General features: G+C 61.4%; 21 protein-coding genes. 14 read left to right on the plus strand and 7 right to left on the minus strand.

What is annotated here, in order from left to right; all coding sequences use genetic code 11:
• The first annotated feature begins 10 nt into the window (after positions 1-10).
• The 8 genes from copC to ASD70_RS12825 all read left to right on the plus strand — a co-directional run bounded on the left by copC (position 11) and on the right by ASD70_RS12825 (position 7,587).
• On the plus strand, positions 11-376 hold the full coding sequence (copC, locus tag ASD70_RS12790) for a copper homeostasis periplasmic binding protein CopC (protein ID WP_046068731.1): 366 nt from the start codon (positions 11-13) through the stop codon (positions 374-376).
• 3 nt (positions 377-379) lie between these two features.
• Entirely contained in the window at positions 380-1,237 is an 858-nt protein-coding gene (copD, locus tag ASD70_RS12795; RefSeq protein ID WP_056846618.1) for a copper homeostasis membrane protein CopD, read from the plus strand.
• Between the two features lie 274 nt (positions 1,238-1,511).
• A complete protein-coding gene (locus ASD70_RS12800; RefSeq protein WP_056846619.1) occupies positions 1,512-2,774 on the plus strand; it encodes an OprD family porin in 1,263 nt (420 codons plus the stop codon).
• A gap of 198 nt (positions 2,775-2,972) precedes the next feature.
• Positions 2,973-3,791, plus strand: a complete 819-nt coding sequence (locus tag ASD70_RS12805) for an NAD-dependent epimerase/dehydratase family protein (protein ID WP_177342319.1) — start codon at positions 2,973-2,975, stop codon at positions 3,789-3,791.
• Between the two features lie 30 nt (positions 3,792-3,821).
• Positions 3,822-4,697, plus strand: a complete 876-nt coding sequence (locus tag ASD70_RS12810; protein ID WP_056846621.1) for an SMP-30/gluconolactonase/LRE family protein — start codon at positions 3,822-3,824, stop codon at positions 4,695-4,697.
• Between the two features lie 51 nt (positions 4,698-4,748).
• On the plus strand, positions 4,749-5,711 hold the full coding sequence (locus ASD70_RS12815; protein ID WP_046068736.1) for a TRAP transporter substrate-binding protein: 963 nt from the start codon (positions 4,749-4,751) through the stop codon (positions 5,709-5,711).
• A 65-nt stretch (positions 5,712-5,776) separates the two neighbouring features.
• A complete protein-coding gene (locus tag ASD70_RS12820; protein ID WP_046068737.1) occupies positions 5,777-6,304 on the plus strand; it encodes a TRAP transporter small permease in 528 nt (175 codons plus the stop codon).
• Between the two features lie 2 nt (positions 6,305-6,306).
• Positions 6,307-7,587 carry a TRAP transporter large permease gene (locus tag ASD70_RS12825; protein ID WP_046068738.1) on the plus strand — a complete coding sequence of 427 codons (1,281 nt, stop codon included), beginning with the start codon at positions 6,307-6,309 and terminating at the stop codon, positions 7,585-7,587.
• Between the two features lie 73 nt (positions 7,588-7,660).
• On the opposite strand, the gene ASD70_RS12830 is transcribed toward ASD70_RS12825, so the two are convergent.
• Positions 7,661-8,818: an HlyD family secretion protein gene (locus tag ASD70_RS12830; protein ID WP_056846622.1), complete on the minus strand. Its 1,158-nt coding sequence runs from the start codon at positions 8,816-8,818 to the stop codon at positions 7,661-7,663.
• On the minus strand, positions 8,815-10,461 hold the full coding sequence (locus ASD70_RS12835; RefSeq protein ID WP_056846623.1) for an MFS transporter: 1,647 nt from the start codon (positions 10,459-10,461) through the stop codon (positions 8,815-8,817). Before ASD70_RS12835 ends, ASD70_RS12830 begins: the two co-directional genes overlap by 4 nt.
• 305 nt (positions 10,462-10,766) lie before the next feature.
• On the opposite strand from ASD70_RS12835, the gene ASD70_RS12840 reads away from it, so the two are divergent.
• On the plus strand, positions 10,767-11,867 hold the full coding sequence (locus ASD70_RS12840) for an alkene reductase (protein WP_046068740.1): 1,101 nt from the start codon (positions 10,767-10,769) through the stop codon (positions 11,865-11,867).
• 144 nt (positions 11,868-12,011) lie between these two features.
• On the plus strand, positions 12,012-12,824 hold the full coding sequence (locus ASD70_RS12845; protein ID WP_056846624.1) for an oxidoreductase: 813 nt from the start codon (positions 12,012-12,014) through the stop codon (positions 12,822-12,824).
• A gap of 45 nt (positions 12,825-12,869) precedes the next feature.
• Here the strand turns inward: ASD70_RS12845 and ASD70_RS12850 are convergent, their stop codons facing one another.
• From ASD70_RS12850 to ASD70_RS12865, 4 genes are all read right to left on the minus strand, one after another.
• Positions 12,870-14,348: a DASS family sodium-coupled anion symporter gene (locus ASD70_RS12850; RefSeq protein WP_056846625.1), complete on the minus strand. Its 1,479-nt coding sequence runs from the start codon at positions 14,346-14,348 to the stop codon at positions 12,870-12,872.
• Between the two features lie 107 nt (positions 14,349-14,455).
• A complete protein-coding gene (locus ASD70_RS12855) occupies positions 14,456-15,262 on the minus strand; it encodes a sulfite exporter TauE/SafE family protein (protein ID WP_056846626.1) in 807 nt (268 codons plus the stop codon).
• The gene (locus tag ASD70_RS12860) at positions 15,263-16,507 is read right to left on the minus strand and encodes an NAD(P)/FAD-dependent oxidoreductase (RefSeq protein ID WP_056846627.1); all 1,245 of its coding nucleotides are present in this window, start codon (positions 16,505-16,507) and stop codon (positions 15,263-15,265) included.
• A gap of 51 nt (positions 16,508-16,558) precedes the next feature.
• Positions 16,559-16,894, minus strand: coding sequence for an ArsR/SmtB family transcription factor (locus ASD70_RS12865; protein ID WP_043048744.1), 336 nt, complete (start codon positions 16,892-16,894; stop codon positions 16,559-16,561).
• Positions 16,895-16,988: 94 nt separating this feature from the next.
• On the opposite strand from ASD70_RS12865, the gene ASD70_RS12870 reads away from it, so the two are divergent.
• Positions 16,989-17,852, plus strand: a complete 864-nt coding sequence (locus ASD70_RS12870) for an MBL fold metallo-hydrolase (protein ID WP_056846628.1) — start codon at positions 16,989-16,991, stop codon at positions 17,850-17,852.
• Positions 17,853-17,987: 135 nt separating this feature from the next.
• Here the strand turns inward: ASD70_RS12870 and bkdR are convergent, their stop codons facing one another.
• Positions 17,988-18,476: a Bkd operon transcriptional regulator BkdR gene (gene bkdR, locus ASD70_RS12875; RefSeq protein WP_003174877.1), complete on the minus strand. Its 489-nt coding sequence runs from the start codon at positions 18,474-18,476 to the stop codon at positions 17,988-17,990.
• A gap of 195 nt (positions 18,477-18,671) precedes the next feature.
• Here bkdR and ASD70_RS12880 point away from each other — a divergent pair, with 195 nt between their 5' ends.
• Genes ASD70_RS12880 through ASD70_RS12890 form a run of 3 tightly spaced genes read left to right on the plus strand, consistent with a single transcriptional unit; the run spans position 18,672 to position 22,236 of the window.
• Positions 18,672-19,907, plus strand: coding sequence for a 3-methyl-2-oxobutanoate dehydrogenase (2-methylpropanoyl-transferring) subunit alpha (locus ASD70_RS12880; RefSeq protein WP_056846629.1), 1,236 nt, complete (start codon positions 18,672-18,674; stop codon positions 19,905-19,907).
• Position 19,908: 1 nt separating this feature from the next.
• On the plus strand, positions 19,909-20,967 hold the full coding sequence (locus tag ASD70_RS12885; protein ID WP_005789444.1) for an alpha-ketoacid dehydrogenase subunit beta: 1,059 nt from the start codon (positions 19,909-19,911) through the stop codon (positions 20,965-20,967).
• Positions 20,968-22,236: a dihydrolipoamide acetyltransferase family protein gene (locus ASD70_RS12890; RefSeq protein ID WP_056846630.1), complete on the plus strand. Its 1,269-nt coding sequence runs from the start codon at positions 20,968-20,970 to the stop codon at positions 22,234-22,236.
• The last annotated feature ends 3 nt before the right edge of the window (positions 22,237-22,239 follow it).

Here is a 22,239-nt window from a genome sequence, read left to right on the forward strand (position 1 = left end):
GTATTGAACAATGTTGATCAAGAAAGCCCTGACCACCGTCGCCCTGCTCACCTCTCTGCTGGGCGCCTCGGCGGCATTTGCCCATGCCCACCTCGAGAGCGCAAAACCTGCGGCCAACAGCAATGTCGCCGCACCGAAAGACCTGCGCCTGACCTTCACCGAGGGCGTCGAAGCCACCTTCACCAAGGTGTCCCTGAGCAAGGACGGCACTGAAATCGCCATCAAGGACCTGGAAACCCCGGACGCGGACAAGAAAGTCCTGGTCGTGACCCCTGCTGCCCCGCTCGCGAGCGGCAATTACAAAGTGGTGTGGAATGCGGTGTCGGTCGACACCCACAAGAGCAGCGGTGAATACAGCTTCAAAGTCGGCCAGTAACCCATGACAACCCTGCTGGTGCTGTGCCGTTTCCTGCATTTTATCGTCGTGCTGCTCATGTTCGGGGCTTGCGTGCTCCGGCCCTGGCTGCTCGGCGCTCAGGTACAACCGGCTCTGGACCGGCAACTGCTATGCATCACCCGTGGCCTGGCCTGGCTGGGGCTTGGCTCCGGCGTGGCGTGGTTACTGCTGATCACCGCCAGCATGGCGGGCAGTTGGGACGCAGCGCTGCAACCGGCCACCGTGCGATTGGTGCTGGGCAAGACCTTTTTCGGCCAGGTATGGACCTGGCATCTGCTGCTGAATGTTCTGCTGGTGATCGTGCTGATCAAACCCTGGCCGGCCTTGCGTTTGCCGTTGATCACCCTACTGCTGGCGACTCTGGCACCGGTGGGCCATGGCGCCATGCTCGACGGGCTGAGTGGACAATTGCTGATCCTCAACCAAGTGGTGCATCTGCTGTGCGTAGGGGCCTGGCTGGGTGGGTTGCTGCTACTGGTGCTGATCCTCGGACACGCGCAAGACCAGCGGATGGAGCCGATTTTGCGGCGCTTCAGCGGCGTGGGTTACGGCCTGGTCGCAGGCTTGCTGGTAACCGGTTTGATCAACGTGCGCGTGCTCACCGGGCAACTTTGGCCCACGCCGTTGTTCAATGGGTTTGCCCTGATTCTGTTGATCAAGGTGATGCTGGTGCTGGGCATGTTGGCGCTGGCGCTGCTGAACCGGTTGCGCCTTGATCGCTGCGAACAGCGGCTGGGCAGCTTGAAGGCCAGTGTGATGGTGGAGTGGCTGCTGGGGGTCTGCGCAGTAGCCGCCGTTTCACTCCTTGGCACCCTGCCTCCGATGGTCCTGGCGGGATAAATCCACGGCAATTTTTTAAAGTTGAACTCGGTCAATGTGGGCGGGGGGCTTGCTCCCGATAGCGGTGTATCAGTCATATCATCTGTGACTGACACACAGCTATCGGGAGCAAGCCCCCTCCCACATTTGGCCGTGCCCGCTTTATATCAAGGCTCGGCAGGTCATCGTATAACTTCTGCTTGACACACCCAGAAAACCCCGTAAATATCCCGCCCAATGTTGTACGACGACGTATAACAAATAATAAAAACAACAAAAGAAAGGGAGCCTCACTGTGAGTCAATTCGCCCGCAATTCCTGCTCGTGCCTCGGCCTTATAGGTCTCGGCGGCCTGGCGCTGACCCTGCCCCTCGATACCAATGCCGAAGGCTTCATCGAAGATGCCAAGGCCACGCTCAACCTGCGCAACGCCTACTTCAACCGCAACTTCACCAACCCGACCAACCCCCAGGGCAAGGCCGAAGAGTGGACGCAGAACTTCATTCTCGACGCCAAGTCCGGCTTTACCCAAGGCACCGTGGGCTTCGGGATCGATGTGCTGGGCCTGTATTCGCAAAAACTCGATGGCGGCAAAGGCACCGCCGGTACCCAGTTGCTGCCGGTGCATGACGATGGCCGCCCCGCCGATAACTTCGGCCGCCTGGGCGTGGCGCTGAAGACCAAGCTGTCGAAGACCGAATTGAAGGTGGGCGAATGGATGCCGGTGCTCCCGATCCTGCGTTCCGATGATGGCCGTTCCCTGCCCCAGACCTTCCGGGGCGGCCAGGTCACGTCCAATGAAATTGCCGGCCTGACCCTTTACGGCGGCCAATTTCGCGGCAACAGCCCGCGCAACGACGCGAGCATGGAAGACATGTTCATGAACGGCAAAGCCGCCTTCACCTCGGACCGTTTCAACTTCGGTGGCGGCGAATACACCTTCAATGACAAACGCACCCAGGTTGGCCTGTGGTACGCCGAACTCACCGATATCTACCAGCAGCAATACCTCAACTTCACCCACAGCCAACCCGTGGGCGACTGGACCCTGGGCGCCAACCTCGGCTTCTTCAACGGCAAGGAAGACGGCAGCGCCCTGGCCGGCGACCTGGATAACAAGACCGTGTCCGCCCTGCTCTCAGCCAGATACAACGGCCACACCTTCTACGTCGGCCTGCAGAAGCTCACCGGCGACAGCGTGTGGATGCGCGTCAACGGCACCAGTGGCGGCACCTTGGCCAACGACAGCTACAACGCCAGCTACGACAACGCCAAGGAAAAATCCTGGCAGTTGCGCCATGACTTCAACTTCGTGGTGCTCGGCGTCCCCGGGCTGACCCTGATGAACCGCTATATCAGTGGCAGTAACGTGCACACCGGGGCGATCACCGATGGCAAGGAATGGGGACGCGAATCGGAGCTGGCCTACACGGTGCAAAGTGGTGCGTTGAAAAACCTAAACGTGCGGTGGCGCAACTCCACCATGCGCCGGGATTTCAGCAATAACGAGTTTGATGAGAACCGGGTATTTGTCAGCTACCCGATATCACTGCTTTAAATGTGCCAGAGCTTTTGTAGGAGCGAGCTTGCTCGCGAGAAACCTATGGGCACCGCGTTTATTCAGTAACCACACGTTATCGTTAACGTTTTTCGCGAGCAAGCTCGCTCCTACTGGAAGGGCGTTGACAACACAGGGAATCCCTAACACTATTTCCTCATAGTCATACGACAACCTACAACAAAAATTGGAATGCTCATGACCACCACCACGCCCGCCCCCTTCAACCGCCTGCTATTCACCGGTGCCGCCGGCGGCCTCGGCAAAGTCCTGCGCGAACGCATGCGCCCTTACGCCAAGGTCCTGCGCCTGTCGGACATCGCCGACATGGCCCCCGCTGTCGGCGCTCACGAAGAAGTACAGCCTTGCGACCTTGCCGATAAACAAGCTGTGCACCAGTTGGTGGAAGGCGTCGACGCCATCCTGCACTTTGGCGGCGTATCGGTGGAGCGTTCCTTCGAAGAAGTCCTCGGCGCCAATATCAGCGGCATTTTCCATATCTACGAAGCCGCCCGTCGCCATGGGGTCAAGCGTGTGATCTTCGCCAGCTCCAACCATGTGATCGGCTTCTACAAGCAGGGCGAACAACTCGACGCCCACTCCCCTCGCCGTCCTGACAGCTACTACGGCCTGTCCAAGTCCTACGGCGAGGACATGGCCAGTTTCTACTTCGACCGCTACGGCATCGAGACCGTGAGCATCCGCATCGGCTCCTCGTTCCCGCAACCGCAGAACCGCCGGATGATGCACACCTGGCTGAGCTTCGATGACCTGACCCAGTTGCTCGAGCGCGCGCTGTATACGCCCAACGTCGGCCACACCGTGGTCTACGGCATGTCGGCGAACCTCGACACCTGGTGGGACAACCGCTACGCCGCGCACCTGGGCTTTGCTCCCAAGGACAGCTCCGAAGTGTTCCGCACCCAGGTTGAAGCCCAGCCACCGGTCGCCGCCGATGACCCGGCCGCGGTCTACCAGGGCGGGGCTTTTTGCGCGGCAGGGCCGTTCGGTGACTGAGTGCACAGCAACCCAAGGGAATGAGTGGCCATGAGCGCTGAATTGATTGTCGACGTCCGCAACGCTGTGGGCGAATGCCCGGTGTGGGTGCCCGAAGAAAACGCCTTGTATTGGGTGGATATCCCCAACGGCAGCCTGCAACGCTGGGACGCCGCCACCGGCTACCTCAGCGCGTGGAAGGCACCACAGATGCTCGCCTGCATCGCACGCACTCAAGCGGGCAACTGGGTGGCAGGCATGGAAACCGGCTTCTTTGAACTGACCACCCACAATGACGGTAGCCTCGATACTACGCTCCTGGCTGGTGTCGAACACCCGCGTCCGGACATGCGCTTGAACGATGGTCGCTGTGATCGCCAGGGCCGTTTCTGGGCAGGAAGCATGGTGCTGGACATGGGCTTGAACGCGGCCGAGGGCATTCTTTACCGCTATGCGTCCGGGGGCGCGCCCCACGCGCAACTGGATGGCTTCATCACCCTCAACGGCCTGGCCTTCAGTCCCGATGGCCGCACGATGTACGCCTCGGATTCGCATCCGCAGGTGCAGCAGGTGTGGGCCTTCGACTACAACACCAACACCGGCACGCCGTCCAATCGTCGCCTGTTTATCGATATGAACCACTTCCCCGGCCGCCCCGACGGCGCTGCCGTGGACGCCGAGGGCTGCTATTGGATCTGTGCCAATGACGCCGGGCTGATCCACCGTTTCACCCCTGAGGGCCGCCTGGATCGTTCCCTCAGCGTACCGGTGAAAAAACCCACCATGTGCGCCTTTGGCGGCAGCCGCCTGGACACCCTGTACGTCACCTCGATCCGTGACGATGCGAGCGAACAGTCGCTGTCCGGCGGCGTATTCGCGCTCAACCCAGGCGTCAAGGGTCTGGCCGAACCGCACTTCATCCTCTAGCTGTACTGCTGTGCCTTGAATACAACAATAACAAGACAGGAGTGACACCCCATGGACTTCAAACGCACCTTGCTCGCCGCCGCACTCATCACCCTCAGCAGCGCCGCCCACGCGCTGGAAATCAAATTCGCCGACATCCACCCCGCCGGCTACCCCACCGTGGTCGCCGAAGAAAACATGGGCAAGGCCCTTACCAAAGCGAGCAACGGCGAACTGACCTTCAAGTACTTTCCCGGCGGTGTGCTCGGCTCCGAGAAAGAAGTGGTCGAACAGGCCCAGGTCGGCGCAGTCCAGATGACCCGCGTCAGCCTCGGCATCGTCGGCCCGGTGGTGCCGGATGTGAACGTGTTCAACCTGCCGTTCGTGTTCCGTGACCAGGCGCATATGCGCAAGGTCATCGATGGCGAGATCGGCGACGAAATCCTCGCCAAGATCACCAACTCCGAGTTCGGCCTGGTGGCCCTGGCCTGGATGGATGGCGGCACGCGCAACCTCTACACCAAGAAGCCGGTGCGTAAGATCGAAGACCTCAAGGGCATGAAGATCCGTGTGCAAGGCAACCCGCTGTTTATCGACGCCTTCAACGCCATGGGCGCCAACGGCATCGCAATGGACACCGGCGAAATCTTCAGCGCCTTGCAGACCGGGGTCATCGACGGTGCGGAAAACAACCCGCCGACCTTGCTGGAACATAACCACTACCAGAACGCCAAGTACTACACCCTCACCGAGCATCTGATCCTGCCGGAACCCATCGTGATGTCGAAGATCACCTGGAACAAGCTCAGCCCCGCGCAGCAGGACATGGTCAAGCAAGCCGCCAAGGCCGCCCAGGCCGACGAGCGTGTGCTGTGGGACAAGAAATCCGCCAGCAGCGAGGAAAAACTCAAGGCTGCCGGTGTCGAGTTCATCACGGTCGACAAAAAGCCCTTCTACGACGCCACCGCCCAGGTGCGCGCCAAGTACGGCGCACCGTATGCAGACATGATCAAGCGCATCGACGCCGTTCAATAATCTCCCTGCTCCCTGCATAAGGCCCGGCGCGGTCGGCATCGACGCGCCCGGTCACGGTGAACGCCATGAAGAATCTACTGCTGCGCATCAATGACCGTATCTACATGACCTGCATCTGGGTCGCCGGCCTCTCGGTCCTGGGGGTGGCGCTGATCATTCCCTGGGGCATCTTCGCCCGCTACGTCCTCGGCACCGGTTCCAGCTGGCCGGAGCCCACTGCGATCCTGCTGATGCTGGTGTTCACCTTTATCGGCGCCGCCGCCAGTTACCGAGCCGGCGCGCATATGTCGGTGGCGATGGTCACCGACCGCCTGCCCCCCGCCCAACGCCGCATCGTCGGCATCTTCTCGCAACTGTTGATGGGCACCATCTGCCTGTTCATGACCCTCTGGGGCACCAAGCTGTGCCTGTCGACCTGGAACCAGTTCATGAGCGCGATCCCCACCCTGCGCGTGGGCATCACCTACATGCCGATCCCCATTGGCGGCCTGCTGACCCTGATCTTTGTGGTGGAAAAACTCCTGCTCGGGGACCAGAGCAACCGGCGCGTTGTGCGCTTCGACCTGGTGGAAGAAAGCGAAGGGGCTGCCTGACTATGGACGCATTGATTCTGTTGGGCAGCTTTATCGCCTTGATCCTGATTGGCATGCCGGTGGCCTACGCCCTCGGGCTGTCGGCGCTGATCGGCGCGTGGTGGATCGACATTCCCTTCCAGGCCTTGATGATCCAGGTGGCGGGCGGGGTGAACAAGTTTTCGCTGATGGCGATTCCGTTCTTCGTGTTGGCCGGCGCAATCATGGCCGAGGGCGGCATGTCGCGGCGCCTGGTGGCGTTTGCCGGGGTGCTGGTGGGCTTTGTGCGTGGCGGCCTGTCCCTGGTCAACATCATGGCCTCGACGTTTTTCGGCGCGATTTCCGGCTCGTCGGTGGCCGATACCGCCTCGGTCGGTTCGGTGCTGATCCCGGAAATGGAACGCCGTGGCTACCCGCGAGAGTTCGCCACGGCGGTAACCGTGAGTGGCTCGGTACAGGCGCTGCTGACGCCGCCCAGTCACAACTCGGTGCTCTACTCCCTGGCTGCCGGCGGCACGGTGTCGATCGCCTCATTGTTCATGGCCGGCGTGGTGCCGGGCCTTTTAATGAGCGCGTGCCTGATGGTGCTGTGCCTGATCTTCGCAAAAAAGCGCAACTACCCCAAAGGCGAAGTCATCCCGCTCAAGCAGGCGCTGAAAATCTGCGCTGATGCGCTCTGGGGCCTGATGGCCATGGTGATCATCCTTGGCGGCATCTTGTCGGGCATCTTCACCGCCACCGAGTCCGCGGCCATCGCGGTGCTGTGGGCGTTCTTCGTCACCATGTTCATCTACCGCGACTACAAGTGGAGCGAGCTGCCCAAGCTGATGCACCGCACGGTGCGCACCATTTCCATCGTGATGATCCTCATCGCCTTCGCCGCCAGCTTCGGCTACATCATGACCCTGATGCAGATCCCGGCGAAGATCACCACGCTGTTCCTGACCCTGTCGGACAACCGCTATGTGATCCTGATGTGCATCAACGTCATGCTGCTGTTGCTTGGCACGGTAATGGACATGGCGCCGCTGATCCTGATCCTCACGCCGATCCTGATGCCGGTGATCCTCGGCATCGGCGTCGACCCGGTGCACTTCGGCATGATCATGCTGGTCAACCTCGGCATCGGCTTGATCACGCCTCCGGTGGGCGCGGTGTTGTTCGTCGGCGCGGCGGTGGGCAAGGTCAGCATCGAGAAAACCGTGACCGCGCTGCTGCCGTTCTATGCGGTGTTGTTTCTGGTGCTGATGGCCGTCACCTACATCCCGGCGTTGTCGTTGTGGTTGCCGAGCGTGGTGCTGTAACCCAATCGTCAGAACAGAGGTGAGCAAATGTGGGAGGGGGCAAGCCCCCTCCCATATTTTGTTCCGCATTGTGTCAGGGTGAGGGTGGTGAATTTTTCAGGCGCCCCGCAGTATCGATACTCACCACCACCGACAACCCCGGCCGCAACCGCTCACTCTCGGCCTGATCCGGGTCTACGGTAATCCTCACCGGCACGCGCTGGGCGATCTTGACGAAGTTGCCGGTAGCGTTGTCGGCCTGCAACAGGCTGAACTCGGACCCGGTTGCCGGTGAGATGTGCTGCACCGTGCCATGGAATTTGCGGTGGTTCAGCGCGTCCACGGTGAAGGTCACCGGCTGGCCCACCTGCACATTGTCCATCTGGGTTTCTTTCATATTGGCGATCACCCACAGCTGCTTGGGCACCAGGGCCATCAATTGCGCGCCGGAGTTGACGTAGGCGCCCAGGCGCACGCCGATCTGCCCGAGCTGGCCGTCGCGGGGGGCGGTGATGCGGGTGTTGGACAAGTCGATCCGTGCCAGTTCCACCGCCGCCTCGGCACTCGCCACTGCCGCCTCCAGGGAGCCGCGGTTGACGATGACGGTCTGCAGGTCCTGGCGGGCAATTTCCAGGCTGGCCTGGGCCTGGGCCACGGCGGCGATGGTCTGGGCATTGGCGGCGCGGGTCACGTCCAGCTCGCGCTTGGACACCGAGCCGTCGCTGATCAGCTCTTCATTGCGGCGCAGATCCGCCGTACTCTTGCGCGCCTGGGCCTGGCTGTCCACCAATGCGGCCTGACGCAGCTTTATGGTCGCTTCGGCGCTGTTGCGTTGCTGAACCACATTGGCCAGCGACGCCTTCTGCACCGCCAGTTGCGCCAGCGCCTGGTCCAGGCGCTGCTTATAGATACGGTCGTCCAGGCGCACCAGCAGGTCGCCGGCTTTCACATACTGGAAATCCTGCACCGGCACTTCAAACACATAGCCGCTGAGCTGCGGGCCGATAATCGTCACCTGTCCGCGCACCAGGGCGTTCTCGGTGGTCTCCACCGCGCTGCTGAACGGTGGCAACTGCCAGGCATACAGCACGATCAACACACCGATGATGGCAATCGCGGCAAAGCCCAGGGACGAGAGGATACGCACCCGCAGGGAACGCGGCTCGGTCACCGTGGCGCCGGGCGGCGTGGTGCCTTCCGGGGTCGCGGCGATGGCGTTGGTGGTCGTGGTGGTAGAAGTCGGTTCGGTCATGAAGAAGCGCCGCTGGGTTGAACGGGAGGGGTTGCTGCCTTGGTGGTGCTCATCAGCCACAAGCTGCGGGTAAAGATCCAAAGCATGGTCAGCATCGCGATAATCGCGATCAGCATGAAGACATCGTTGTAGGCCATGACGTTCGCCTCACGGGTGGCCGCCGTGGCCAGGCTGCGAATACCCATGAGGTTGCGCAGCTCAGGGTCGGCGGCGATCCCACCGTAGGCCGAACCGCCGCTTTGCACCCGCGCCGCTACACGTGGATCGATCAAGGTCAGGTGCTCGACGATCATGCTCGAGTGATACTTCTCGCGCACGATCTGGAAGGTGCCGAGCAAGGCCGCGCCGATCAGGCCGCCGAGGTTCTGGCAAATCCCGAACATCACCGAGAAGCTCACCAGGTTGCGTGGGTTGGTCAGCACGTTTTTTGTGCCCAGCACCATGGTCGGCCCGAGGAAGAACGTGCCGCCAAAGCCTAGCAGGAACTGGCTGATGTAGAGGTTTTGCGGACGGGTCAGGTTGCTGGAGAAACTGTCCATGACCGAGCCTGTGGCCATCAGCGCCAGGGAAATCACCAGGGGCATCAGCAGGTGCGCCGGGTTGATCGTCAATGCGCTGACCACCAGCCCGGCGATCGCGCCGGCCAGCATCACCACATACAGGGTATGCATCTGCTGGTAGCTCATGTTGAGCATCTGCATGAACCCCACTGCACCGGTGGATTGCTCGGACAGCACCATACGGATCAGCACCACCGCCAAGGCCAGGCGAATCATCGCGCCACTGCCCAGCCAGCGCGTCATCAGCATCGGGTTGCTGCGGTTATGCTCGATGGCCAGCCCCGTCATGATCAGCACCAGGGAACAGGCCGAGGCCACGCCGATCCAGGGTGCTTCCAGCCACCAGTCGATACGCCCCAACGACAGCACCGCGCAGAGCAAGGCCACGCCGCTGGCGAGGATGGCGAAGGTGAGAAAGTCGAGTTTTTCAAAGGTCTTGAAGCGGTCGCCGGGTGGCAGCTTGAGCAGGAACACACAGCCCAGGCAGATCAAGGCCAGGCCCAATTCGAACAGGTATAGCCCGCGCCATTCGGCGATCTGCAGCAAGTCTTCGGAAAACAACCGCGCCAACGGTAACGCAAGCTGCGCGGTGCCCAAGCCGAGCACCAGGGCTTTCAAACGCCACTTCGCTGGGAACGCCTGGATCATGTAGTACAGGCCCAGTGAACTCAGTGCCGCGCCGACCATGCCGTGAGCGGCGCGCACGGCGATGGCAGAGTTGAGGTCGTTGACAAACAAATGCCCGAAGGTCACCAGCGCATAGAGCACCAGGAACACCTCGGTAAACGCGCGCAGGCCGAACTGCTGGCGAAACTTCACCAGCAGCAGGTTCATGCACACGTTGGTCATTACATAGGCGGCCGGCAGCCAGGCCATTTCAGCAGTAGTCGCGCCCAGGGCGCCTTGCAGGTATTGCAGGTTGGCGATGACCAGGGCATTGCCCAGGCCACCAGTGATCGCCACCAGCACTCCGACCATCGCGTACAGCCAGCGTTTGTGGGTGGGGTGCAGCGGCGTCGACGGCGAACCGGGCAGGCTCGGGCGCTCGTGGGGCTGCCAGGTGTGGGGGGTGTATTTATCCATTCGGTGACCTTGATGACCCGACGGGTTAAGTCGGTAAAACCATTACTCAGGCACAGTAAACCTGAGCGGCGTTCATCTTGCCATCTCGGACGTATCGGTAAGCGCCCATCCAGCCAGTCACACGCTGCTTTCTTTGCTCGAAGACAGTGCCGCCATGATCTCGGTGCGACAAGACACTATGATGTCGATCATAATCAAAACAGTTGACAGCTTTGATTATGATCGACATCATAAATTCACCAGCGCATGTCTCTGTGGCTGTTCGGCGCAGATCGCCGTCTCCGATCAACGTGTATGGAATCGAAATGAACGCCAATCCTTTGTTTGAACCCTACACACTGGGCGCACTGACGCTTTCCAACAGAGTGGTAATGGCACCACTGACGCGGAACCGCGCAGGGGCGGGCTTTGTTCCGAGTGAGTACGCTGCAACCTATTACAGCCAGAGAGCGTCGGCAGGCCTGCTGATTTCTGAGGCGACCCAGATCTCGCAGCAAGGTCAGGGCTATCAGGATACGCCCGGTATCTATACCAAGGCGCAGATTGAAGGCTGGCGCCCAGTCACCGACGCCGTTCATGCCAAAGGCGGGCGCATTTTCTTGCAGCTGTGGCATGTCGGGCGCGTATCCCACGTCGACCTTCAGGCAAACGGTGCTGCGCCGGTGGCGCCTTCCGCCCTGCAAGCCGCGACAAAAGTCTTCGTCAACAACCGCTTCGAAGATGCCTCGGCCCCCAGGGCGCTTGATATAGAGGAGTTGCCGGGGATCGTTAATGACTTTCGCCAAGCGGCGATAAACGCCATCGCCGCGGGGTTCGATGGCGTAGAAATCCACGGCGCTAACGGTTATCTACTCGATCAGTTCCTCAAGGACGGCGCCAACATTCGCACCGATGCCTACGGTGGCTCGGTTGAAAACCGTGCGCGATTGCTGCTCGAAGTCACGGCTGCAGTAGTGGATGAGATCGGTGCTGATCGAACCGGCATCCGTATTTCGCCGGTGTCACCAGCCAATGGGGTTTCAAGCAGTGATCCGCAGCCGCAATTCGACTACGTCGTCGAACAGCTCGATGCCTTGGGCCTGGTTTACCTGCATGTGGTTGAAGGGGCCACCGGCGGGCCGCGCGACGTCTGCCCTTTTGACTTTGGCGCGCTACGCCAGCGCTTCAAAAATACCTACATCGCCAACAACGGCTATGACCTGGATCTGGCGACCTCCCGACTCAACGACGACAAGGCTGACTTGATCGCCTTTGGACGCCCGTTCATTGGCAACCCGGATTTGGTCGATCGGCTCAAAAACAATGTCCCCTTATCCGCAATCGATCCGACGACGCTGTATGGCGGCGGTGCAGCGGGCTATATCGACTATCCGGCGCTTGGCGAAACCAGCTCCGCACAGGGCTGAACAGCCTGGAAGCTGACCTGACTCAAACTCATGAACCGGCATTGAATAAACCGTGATCAAGGTGCATGCCAGCGGGGCAGAGCGAAGGGCAAAGTGCTCATCAGGATCATATGAGCAAGCACTCAATAACAGGCTGAATATCAAATGAAAACATCTTCGCAAAGAACCGCAATAGTGACGGGAGCATCGTCCGGTATTGGTCAAGCGACTGCGCAGGCGCTGGTGCGTGCCGGCTATAGGGTATTCGGCACAAGTCGCAAGGCGGGTGCCAGCGCAACGCAGGTATCCATGCTCACCTGCGACGTGACAGACGACGACTCTGTCAGTGCGCTCGTGCGCACCGTACTCGAACAGACCGGGCGGATCGATCTGTTGGTCAACAATGCCGGCATCGGTATGCTCGGTGGCGCTGAAGAGTTCTCGATCCCGCAGGTCAAGGCATTGTTCGATGTCAATCTGTTCGGGGTGATTCGCATGACCAACGCGGTATTGCCGCTGATGCGCCAAGGTGGACAGGGGCGCATCATCAATATCGGATCGATCCTAGGCGTAGTGCCCGCGCCCTACTCCGCTCATTATTCGGCGGTCAAGCACGCGCTGGAGGGCTATTCGGAATCTCTTGATCACGAGGTACGCGCATTCGCTATTCGCGTTTCGGTCATCGAGCCCGCATTCGTGCGAACCGTCTTCGATCAAAACGGCATCGAGCCGGACTCGCCGTTGACGGAGTACGATCAGCCTCGGTCCGGGTTCCGGGCACTGCTGGGCGAGGTAATGCCCAAGGCCGACCTCCCAGACGTCGTGGCGGCAGTCGTAGTGAAAGCCGCGACCGATGCCCGCCCTCAGCATCGCTACACGGCTGGCAAGGCAGCGCGACAAATCAGCCTGCTGCGCCGCTTCGCCCCCGCCGGGTTCTTCGACACGGCCTTGCGCAAGCAATTTCGCCTGCCGGTTTGAATCACTAGACGTGCGGTTGTGCGCATTCAGCATGCGCATTCCAAATCAGACCCAACCCAGCCAACTCCAATAAGTGGCCGCAAACACCAACATCAACCCGTAACCAATCAACGTCACCAGGATCCCCACCTTGGCAAACTGCCGCGCCGTAAACGTCCCGGTGCCCAAACACACCATATTCTGCGGCGCATTGATCGGCAGGATAAACCCATAGCTCATCACAAACCCCAGCAGCATCGTCATCCCCAACCGATTGAACTCAGTCGGCAAGGTCTGCAACACCGCGATCAATATCGGCAGCAACGCCGAGGTCAGCGCCGTCGCACTGGCGAACCCCAGGTGAATCACGATCAAAAACGCCGCCAGGATTGCAAACACTCCTAACGGCCCGACAAGGCCCAACCCGGTATGCGTCACCACCTGCGAGCCCAGCCATTGCCCAGCCTGGGTGGTCAGCAGTGCGGTACCCAGGCTGATACCCACGCCGAACACAATCACAGTGCCCCAGGGGATGCGCGACTGCACATCCTTCCAAGTCATCACACCGATGCCCGGCAGCAGCAAAAAGACCAGACCTGCATAGGTCGTCGAAGTAGTGTCAAACGCGTGCAGGCGGCCTTCGGTGGCCCAGGCCAGCAACAGCAACACCGAGACCGCCAACAGGCGCTTCTGCGGTCCGGTCATCGGGCCGATGTCCACCAACGATTGGGCCACCGCTTCCTTGCCGCCAGGAATGCTGTCGGTTTCCGGCGGCAGCAACTTGATCACCAGCAACAGCAATACCGCCGACATGATCACTGCCCACGGCGCGCCGGCGATCAGCCAGTCGATCCACGACACGCGCTGGCCGAGCATCTTGTCCATAAAGCCCACGGTCAACAGGTTCTGTGCAGCGGCGGTCTGGATACCGACATTCCAGATGCTGGTGCCCTGGGCCACCACGATCATCAGCCCAGCGGCGATGTTCGAGCGTTTGTCGACGCCAAACGCGGCAACCACCCCCATCATGATCGGCACCACGCAGGCACTGCGCGCCGTGGCGCTGGGTACAACGAGGCTGAGCAGGATAGTCACCGCAATCGCCCCCAGCAAAATACCGCGCGTACTGGTGCCGACCCGGGTCAGGGTCACCAGGGCGATGCGTCGGTCCAGGCCCGTGTGGGTCATGGCCGCAGCTATGAACAACGCCCCCGCCACCAACGCCAGCGCCGGGTTGGAGAAGCCGGTGAGCGCCATGCTGATGGCCGGGCTGGAGCCGATCAGGTGCGTGGGATCTTGCAGCGACGGCGCGGTGCCCAGCAGAAACGCCATGAGCGAGGTGATCATGATCGCGCTGGCTTCATAAGAAACCGCCTCGGTGATCCACACCACCACGGCAAACGCAAGGATCGCCAGCATGCGGTGCCCGGCCACCGGCAGGTCGGCGGGCAGCGGCAACAGCAGGACGCCGACCATCACCAGCACGCCGCCCACCAGGCCCAGGGGTAATTTGAAGGATGCCGTGGTTATTGCCGGGGCGCTCATGGGGGGTCTCCGTCGGCCTGTTAATCAGGCAGACACCATGGACCCATTCGCCGCAGCAGGCGTTGACGGGCATCAACACACCACGCCGCCGCACCACCCGAAGAGGTTCAGCGCAATGCGTTAGCCAGCATTCCAACCGCGACCACCACACACAGGCTGGCAAAACCCACCTGCAAGCTGCGTGCAGGGATCACCGAACACAGGCGTCGCCCGGCCAGCATGCCGACGATGCTTGCGCCGATAAACACCCAGCCTACAGGCTCGATGCTAACCCCGGCATGAAACGCCCCTACCACGCCGATCAGGGAAAGCAGGCTGACCACCATCAACGAAGTCGCGACGATCCCACGCATCTGCACGTCGGTCAGTTGCTTGAACGCCGGCACGATCAGGAAGCCGCCGCCCACGCCAAGCAACCCCGAGACCGCGCCGGTCACCGCGCCCAATGCGGCCAGGGTGGCCGTGCATTTGGCCGTCCAGGCCAGGCGCCCGGTCTGCTGGTTGAGCATGCAGTTCTTCTGGCCCCACGAAGCCGAGCCATGGTCGCTTGGCCCGGCTTCGACTTTCTCGCGCCGCAACATGCGCCAAGCCACCAGCACCATCAAGGCACTGAACAAACCCATCAGCAGTTGCTCCGACAATTGGTGGGCGACGAACACGCCCAACGGCGAAAACAATGCGCCCAGCAATGCGATCAACAGCGCAGCGCGATAACGCACCAGCCCATGGCGCAAGCCATCAATGGCGCCCACTGCCGCCGCCGCGCCTACTGCGAGCAGCGACACCGGGGCGGCCTGGGTCATGCTCAAGCCCAGCCCCAGCACCAGTGCCGGCACCCCGAGGATGCCGCCACCGGCGCCGGTCAGACCCATGACCAGGCCCATCAATACACCCAACACACTGGCCAGCAGCATTCAGTCCACCTTGCTCAGGCGGGTCAGCCACTCGCGGCCCTTGAGCATGCCGTTCCAGTAGAACCACGGCAGCAGCGTGGCCTTGAGAAACCACATAGAGCGGCGCGCCCGGGTCGGGTCGAGGGGAAAGGTCGGCAGCAGCTTGCCGCCGTAGCCGAACTCGGCGAGTACCACCTTGCCCTTCTCCACCGTCAGCGGGCAGGAGCCATAGCCGTCGTACTTGAGCGGCAGCGGCGCCTGTTTGCGCAGGGCCAGCAGGTTCTCGGCCACCACCACGATCTGCTTGCGCACCGCCGCCGCGGTCTTGGCGTTGCTGGTGCCGCACACATCGCCCAGGCCGAAGATGTGCGGGTAGCGCAGGTGCTGCAGGCTGTGGGGGTTCACTTCGCACCAGCCGGCGGCATCGGCCAGCGGGCTCTGGCGGATAAAGTCCGGGGCCAGCTGCGGCGGCACGACGTGCAACATATCGAAGGTTTTCTCTTCGACGTTCACCTTGCCTTCGGCGTCTTTGACTTCGAACCAGGCCTTGCGCGCCGGGCCATCGACTTTCACCAGGTTGGAATTGAACGCCAGGCGCGCCTTGTATTTCTCGACGTATTTCATCAACGGCGGCACAAAGGTCGGCACGCCGAACAGCGCGGCGCCGGCCAGGTTGAATTCGACGTCGATGTTGTTGAGATTGCCCTGCTTGAGCCAGTGGTCGCACGACAGATACATGGCTTTCTGCGGCGCGCCAGCGCATTTGATCGGCATGGCCGGCTGGGTGAACAGCGCCTTGCCGCCCTTGAGTTGCTGCACCAGTTGCCAGGTATAGGCGGCATGCTCATAGCTGTAGTTGGAGGTCACGCCGTGGCGGCCGAGGGTGTCCTGCAGGCCCTCGATTTTCTCCCAGGCCAGGCGCAGGCCGGGGCAGACGATCAGGTTGTTCCAGGTCACGCGCTGGCCGCTGTCGAGCACCAGGGTTTGTTCGTCGGGCAGCAGCTCGCTGACGGCGGCCTGTACCCAACTGACGCCGTTGGGCAACACGTCGGCCAGCGGGCGGCGGGTCTTTGCCAGGTCGTAGGCGCCACCGCCCACCAGGGTCCAGGCCGGCTGGTAACAGTGGTAGTCGTTGGGTTCGATCAGGGTGATATTCAGGTGCGGGTCGCGCTTGAGCAGGCTGGCCACCAGGCCGATGCCTGCCGAACCGGCGCCGATAACGACGATATCGCCACTGATGGTGGGTCCCCAGTGTTGTTCGGTCATTGTCTACTGCCTTTTTGAGTCAATGCACACAAGGGTCGCTGCCGGATGGCGTCACGCCCAGCTTTTTATGACCGCGCCGCAATACAGGCCGGACAGGGTCTTCATTACTTGAATCACTTCGTGGCTGGCCAGGCCGTAGAAAATGTATTTACCTTCACGACGGGTTGCGACCAGCCCTTCATCGCGCAGGATGCCCAACTGTTGGGACAGGGTGGGCTGGCGCACGCCGGTCAAGGCTTCCAGCTCACCGACGTTACGCTCGCCCTGGGTCAACTGGCACAGGATCAACAGCCGGTCTTCGTTGGCCAGGGCCTTGAGCAGGCAACAGGCCTTGGACGCCGACGCACGCAACTGGGCGACTTCGCCCTCACTCAAGGTAGATTCCATTTGCTTCGGGTCCTTTATGTCACTTAAGCTCAAGACATTATGTTTAAACATAAACTGATTGTAACCACTTTTTTCTTCATCGGGGACAGCCGCCATGCCAGCGTTGATTCAAGCTTTTCTGGATGACGCATCGTCGACCTACACCTATATCGTCTATGAACCGGATGGCGGCCCCTGCGCCATCGTCGACTCGGTGCTCAATTACGACCCGGCGTCCGGGCGTACCGACACCGCCCAGGCTGACAAGGTCATTGCCTTTGTGCGCGAGCACGGCTTGCAGGTGCAGTGGTTGCTCGAAACCCACGCCCATGCCGACCACCTGTCCGCCGCGCCCTACCTTCGTCGCACGTTGGGCGGCAAGATCGCGATCGGCGAGTCGATCAGCAAGGTGCAGGGCGTATTCAAGCACCTGTTCAACCTGGAGCCGGAATTTCGCGTCGACGGTTCACAGTTCGATCACCTGTTCGCACCGGATGAAATCTTTCATATCGGCGGTTTGAAAGCCCAAGCCCTGCATGTGCCGGGACACACCCCGGCCGACATGGCCTACTTGATCGACGGCCGCTTGATCCTGGTGGGCGACACGCTGTTCATGCCCGACGTCGGCACCGCCCGCTGCGATTTCCCCGGCGGCGATGCGCGGCAGTTGTACGCGTCGATGCGCAAGCTGCTGGCGTTCCCCTCGGATACCAAGCTGTACGTGTGCCATGACTATCCGCCTGAGGGGCGTGAGGCCAAGTGCCTGACGACGGTGGCGGAACAACGGGCGGGGAATATCCACGTGCATGACGGGGTGGATGAAGCGACGTTTGTAGAGATGCGCACCACCCGTGATGCCGGGCTGGGTATGCCGACGCTGTTGTTGCCGGCGATCCAGGTGAATGTGCGGGCGGGGAACATGCCGCCAGCGGAAGAGAATGGCGTGACCTACCTGAAGATCCCCCTCAACCAACTTTGAAATGCGGTAAAAAATGTGGGAGGGGGCTTGCTCCCGATAGCGGCGTGTCAGTCAACTTATGTGTAGCTGATCCACTGCTATCGGGGGCAAGTCGAATCGTCGCACCGCCCCTCCCACATTTTGTTCTGTGTTGAATCAGGAACCGAGGCTGATGCCATTGGCCGGCAGCGGCAGCGCGGTTTTGTAGCGCACTTGCTTTAACGCAAAGCTGGAGCGAATGTTCGCCACCCCCGGCACCTTGGTCAAAAAGTCCATCATAAAGCGCTCCAGCGACTGGATCGTCGGCACCAGCACGCGGATCAGGTAATCCGGGTCGCCGGCCATCAGGTAGCACTCCATCACTTCCGGCCGGTCGGAGATCGCCCCTTCGAATTGCTGCAATGCCAGCTCATTCTGCTTTTCCAGGCTCACATGGATGAACACATTCACGTGCAGCCCCAACAGGTCGGCATCCAGCAGCGTGACCTGCTCACGAATCAGGCCCAGTTCTTCCATGGCCTTGACCCGGTTGAAACACGGCGTCGGCGACAAGTTGACCGAGCGGGCCAGGTCGGCGTTGGTGATCCGTGCATTCTCCTGCAGGGCGTTGAGAATGCCGATATCGGTACGGTCCAGTTTGCGCATGAGACAAAATTACCTGTTTATTATGTTTATGCAGTTTTTTTATCCGCAAATGGTCCCGGGCGCAATGAAACACAGATAAATATTCTTCTACGCCACGCCTATGATTGTTGTAGGACAGGATTTCTTCTACCCGAAGACTGACTGTCAGCTAGCGCGCCCACTACAAGAAATTCACAAGATAGAGCGTAGAAAGCCATGACCCAGCCGTATGCACCGCTGCGCCTGCACGTTCCCGAACCCTCGGGCCGCCCGGGCTGCAAGACCGATTTTACCTACCTGCGCCTGACCGACGCCGGCCTGGTACGCAAACCCGCCATCGACGTAGAACCCGCCGACACCGCCGACCTGGCCAAGGGCCTGATCCGCGTGCTCGACGACCAGGGCCAGGCCCTTGGCCCGTGGGCTGAAGGCGTGCCTGTCGAGATCATGCGCCGCGGTATGCGCGCCATGCTCAAGACGCGCATCTTCGACAACCGCATGGTGGTCGCCCAACGTCAGAAAAAAATGTCGTTCTATATGCAAAGCCTTGGCGAAGAAGCCATCGGCAGCGCCCAGGCCCTGGCCTTGAACATCGACGACATGTGCTTCCCCACCTATCGCCAGCAAAGCATTCTGATGGCCCGCGACGTGCCGCTGGTAGACCTGATCTGCCAACTGCTGTCCAACGAGCGCGACCCGCTTAAGGGTCGCCAGTTGCCGATCATGTACTCGGTCAAAGAGGCGGGTTTCTTCACCATTTCCGGCAACCTCGCCACCCAATTCGTCCAGGGCGTGGGTTGGGGGATGGCTTCGGCAATCAAGGGCGATACCAAGATCGCCTCGGCCTGGATCGGCGACGGCGCCACGGCTGAATCAGACTTCCACACCGCCCTCACCTTCGCCCACGTCTACCGTGCGCCGGTGATACTCAACGTGGTCAACAACCAATGGGCCATCTCCACTTTCCAGGCCATCGCCGGCGGTGAAGCCACCACCTTCGCCGGACGCGGCGTGGGCTGCGGTATCGCCTCCCTGCGGGTAGACGGCAACGACTTTATCGCGGTGTACGCCGCCTCGGCCTGGGCTGCCGAGCGTGCGCGCCGCAACCTTGGGCCAACCCTGATCGAATGGGTCACCTACCGCGCCGGTCCGCATTCCACCTCCGATGACCCATCCAAATACCGCCCCGCCGACGACTGGAGCCACTTCCCGTTGGGCGACCCGATTGCCCGCCTCAAGCAGCACCTGATCAAGATTGGCCAGTGGTCCGAAGAGGAACACGCGGCGGTCAGTGCCGAGCTTGAAGCCGAAGTGGTCAAGGCGCAGAAGGAAGCCGAGCAGTACGGCACCCTGGCCGGCGGCCAGATTCCAAGCGCCGCGACCATGTTCGAGGACGTCTATAAAGAGATGCCGGAGCACTTGAAGCGCCAGCGTCAAGAGTTGGGGGTGTGACATGAACGACCACAACAACAGCATCGAACTGGAAACCGCCATGACCACCACCACCATGACCATGATCCAGGCCCTGCGCTCGGCCATGGATGTGATGCTTGAACGTGACGACAATGTGGTGGTGTTCGGCCAGGACGTCGGCTACTTTGGCGGCGTGTTCCGTTGCACCGAAGGCTTGCAAACCAAGTACGGCAGCTCGCGGGTATTCGACGCACCGATCTCGGAAAGCGGCATTGTCGGCGTGGCCGTGGGCATGGGTGCCTACGGCTTGCGCCCGGTAGCTGAAATCCAGTTCGCCGACTACGTCTACCCGGCCACCGACCAGATCATCTCCGAAGCGGCACGCCTGCGTTATCGTTCGGCCGGCCAGTTCACTGCGCCCCTGACCATGCGCATGCCCTGCGGCGGCGGCATCTACGGCGGCCAGACCCACAGCCAGAGTATCGAAGCGGTGTTCACCCAGGTCTGCGGCCTGCGCACGGTGATGCCGTCCAACCCCTATGACGCCAAGGGCCTGCTGATCGCCTCCATCGAAAACGATGACCCGGTGATCTTCCTTGAGCCCAAGCGCCTGTACAACGGCCCATTCGACGGGCACCACGACCGCCCGGTAACGCCTTGGTCGAAACATCCACAAGCACAGGTTCCGGACGGTTACTACACCGTGCCGCTGGACGTGGCCGCCATCGTGCGCCCAGGTTCGGCCGTGACCGTGCTGACCTACGGCACCACCGTGTACGTCTCCCAAGTCGCCGCCGAAGAAACCGGCATTGACGCCGAAGTCATCGACCTGCGCAGCCTGTGGCCGCTGGACCTGGAAACCATCGTCAAGTCGGTGAAAAAGACCGGCCGTTGCGTGGTAGTGCATGAAGCCACCCGCACCTGCGGCTTTGGTGCCGAGCTAGTGTCGCTGGTGCAAGAGCATTGCTTCCACCACCTGGAAGCGCCAATCGAGCGCGTCACCGGTTGGGACACCCCCTACCCCCACGCGCAGGAATGGGCGTATTTCCCAGGCCCGTCCCGAGTGGGCGCGGCGTTGAAACGGGTCATGGAGGTCTGAATGGGCACGCACGTTATCAAGATGCCAGACATCGGCGAAGGCATCGCGGAAGTTGAATTGTCGCAATGGCATGTGAAGGTTGGCGATCTGGTGGTTGAAGACCAGGTGCTGGCGGATGTAATGACCGACAAGGCGATGGTGGATATTCCATCGCCGGTCCACGGCAAGGTGATTTCCCTCGGCGGCGAGCCGGGTGAAGTCATGGCGGTGGGCAGTATTTTGATCAGCATTGAAGTGGAAGGCGCGGGCAATACCAAGGATGTGCCAGCAGCCGCCGAACCGGTAAAGGCCGCGCCTGTGGCCGAAGCCAAACCGGCACCGGCACCGGCACCGGTAGAAAGCAGACCCGCGCCTGCCGTGAAAGCGCCGCAAGCACCCGTGGCCCGTGAAGCCAGTGAGCGCCCCCTGGCTTCCCCCGCCGTGCGCAAGCACGCGCTGGACGCGGGGATTCAACTGCGCCTGGTCCAGGGCTCGGGCCCGGCGGGCCGAATCCTGCATGAAGATCTGGAGGCGTACCTGCAGCAGGGGCCGGCCGCCGGTGCGAGTGCAGCCAACCCTTACACCGAGCGCAATGACGAACACCAGATCCCGGTGATCGGCATGCGTCGCAAGATCGCCCAGCGCATGCAGGACGCCACACGCCGCGCCGCACACTTCAGCTACGTGGAAGAAATCGACGTCACCGCCCTCGACGAGTTGCGCGTGCACCTCAATGAGAAGCACGGTGCTACACGCGGCAAGCTGACCCTGCTGCCGTTCATTGTGCGCGCCATGGTGGTGGCGCTGCGCGAGTTCCCGCAGATCAACGCGCGCTATGACGACGAAGCCCAGGTCATCACTCGCCTCGGCGCGGTGCATGTGGGCGTCGCCACCCAGAGCGACGTGGGCCTGATGGTGCCAGTGGTACGCCACGCCGAAGCCCGTAGCCTGTGGGGCACCGCCGAGGAAATCGCACGTTTGGCCAACGCCGCGCGCACGGGCAAGGCCAGCCGTGAAGAGTTGTCCGGTTCGACCATCACCCTGACCAGCCTTGGCGCCTTGGGCGGCATTGTCAGCACGCCGGTGCTGAACCTGCCGGAAGTGGCCATCGTCGGCGTCAACCGCATCGTCGAACGGCCGATGGTGATCAAGGGCCAGATCGTGGTGCGCAAGATGATGAACCTCTCCAGCTCCTTCGATCACCGCGTGGTCGATGGCATGGACGCGGCGCAATTCATTCAGGCCATCCGCGGCCTGCTCGAACAACCCGCCAGCCTGTTCCTGGAGTAAAGG

Source organism: Pseudomonas sp. Root569, from assembly GCF_001427465.1.
Classification (GTDB): domain Bacteria; phylum Pseudomonadota; class Gammaproteobacteria; order Pseudomonadales; family Pseudomonadaceae; genus Aquipseudomonas; species Aquipseudomonas synxantha.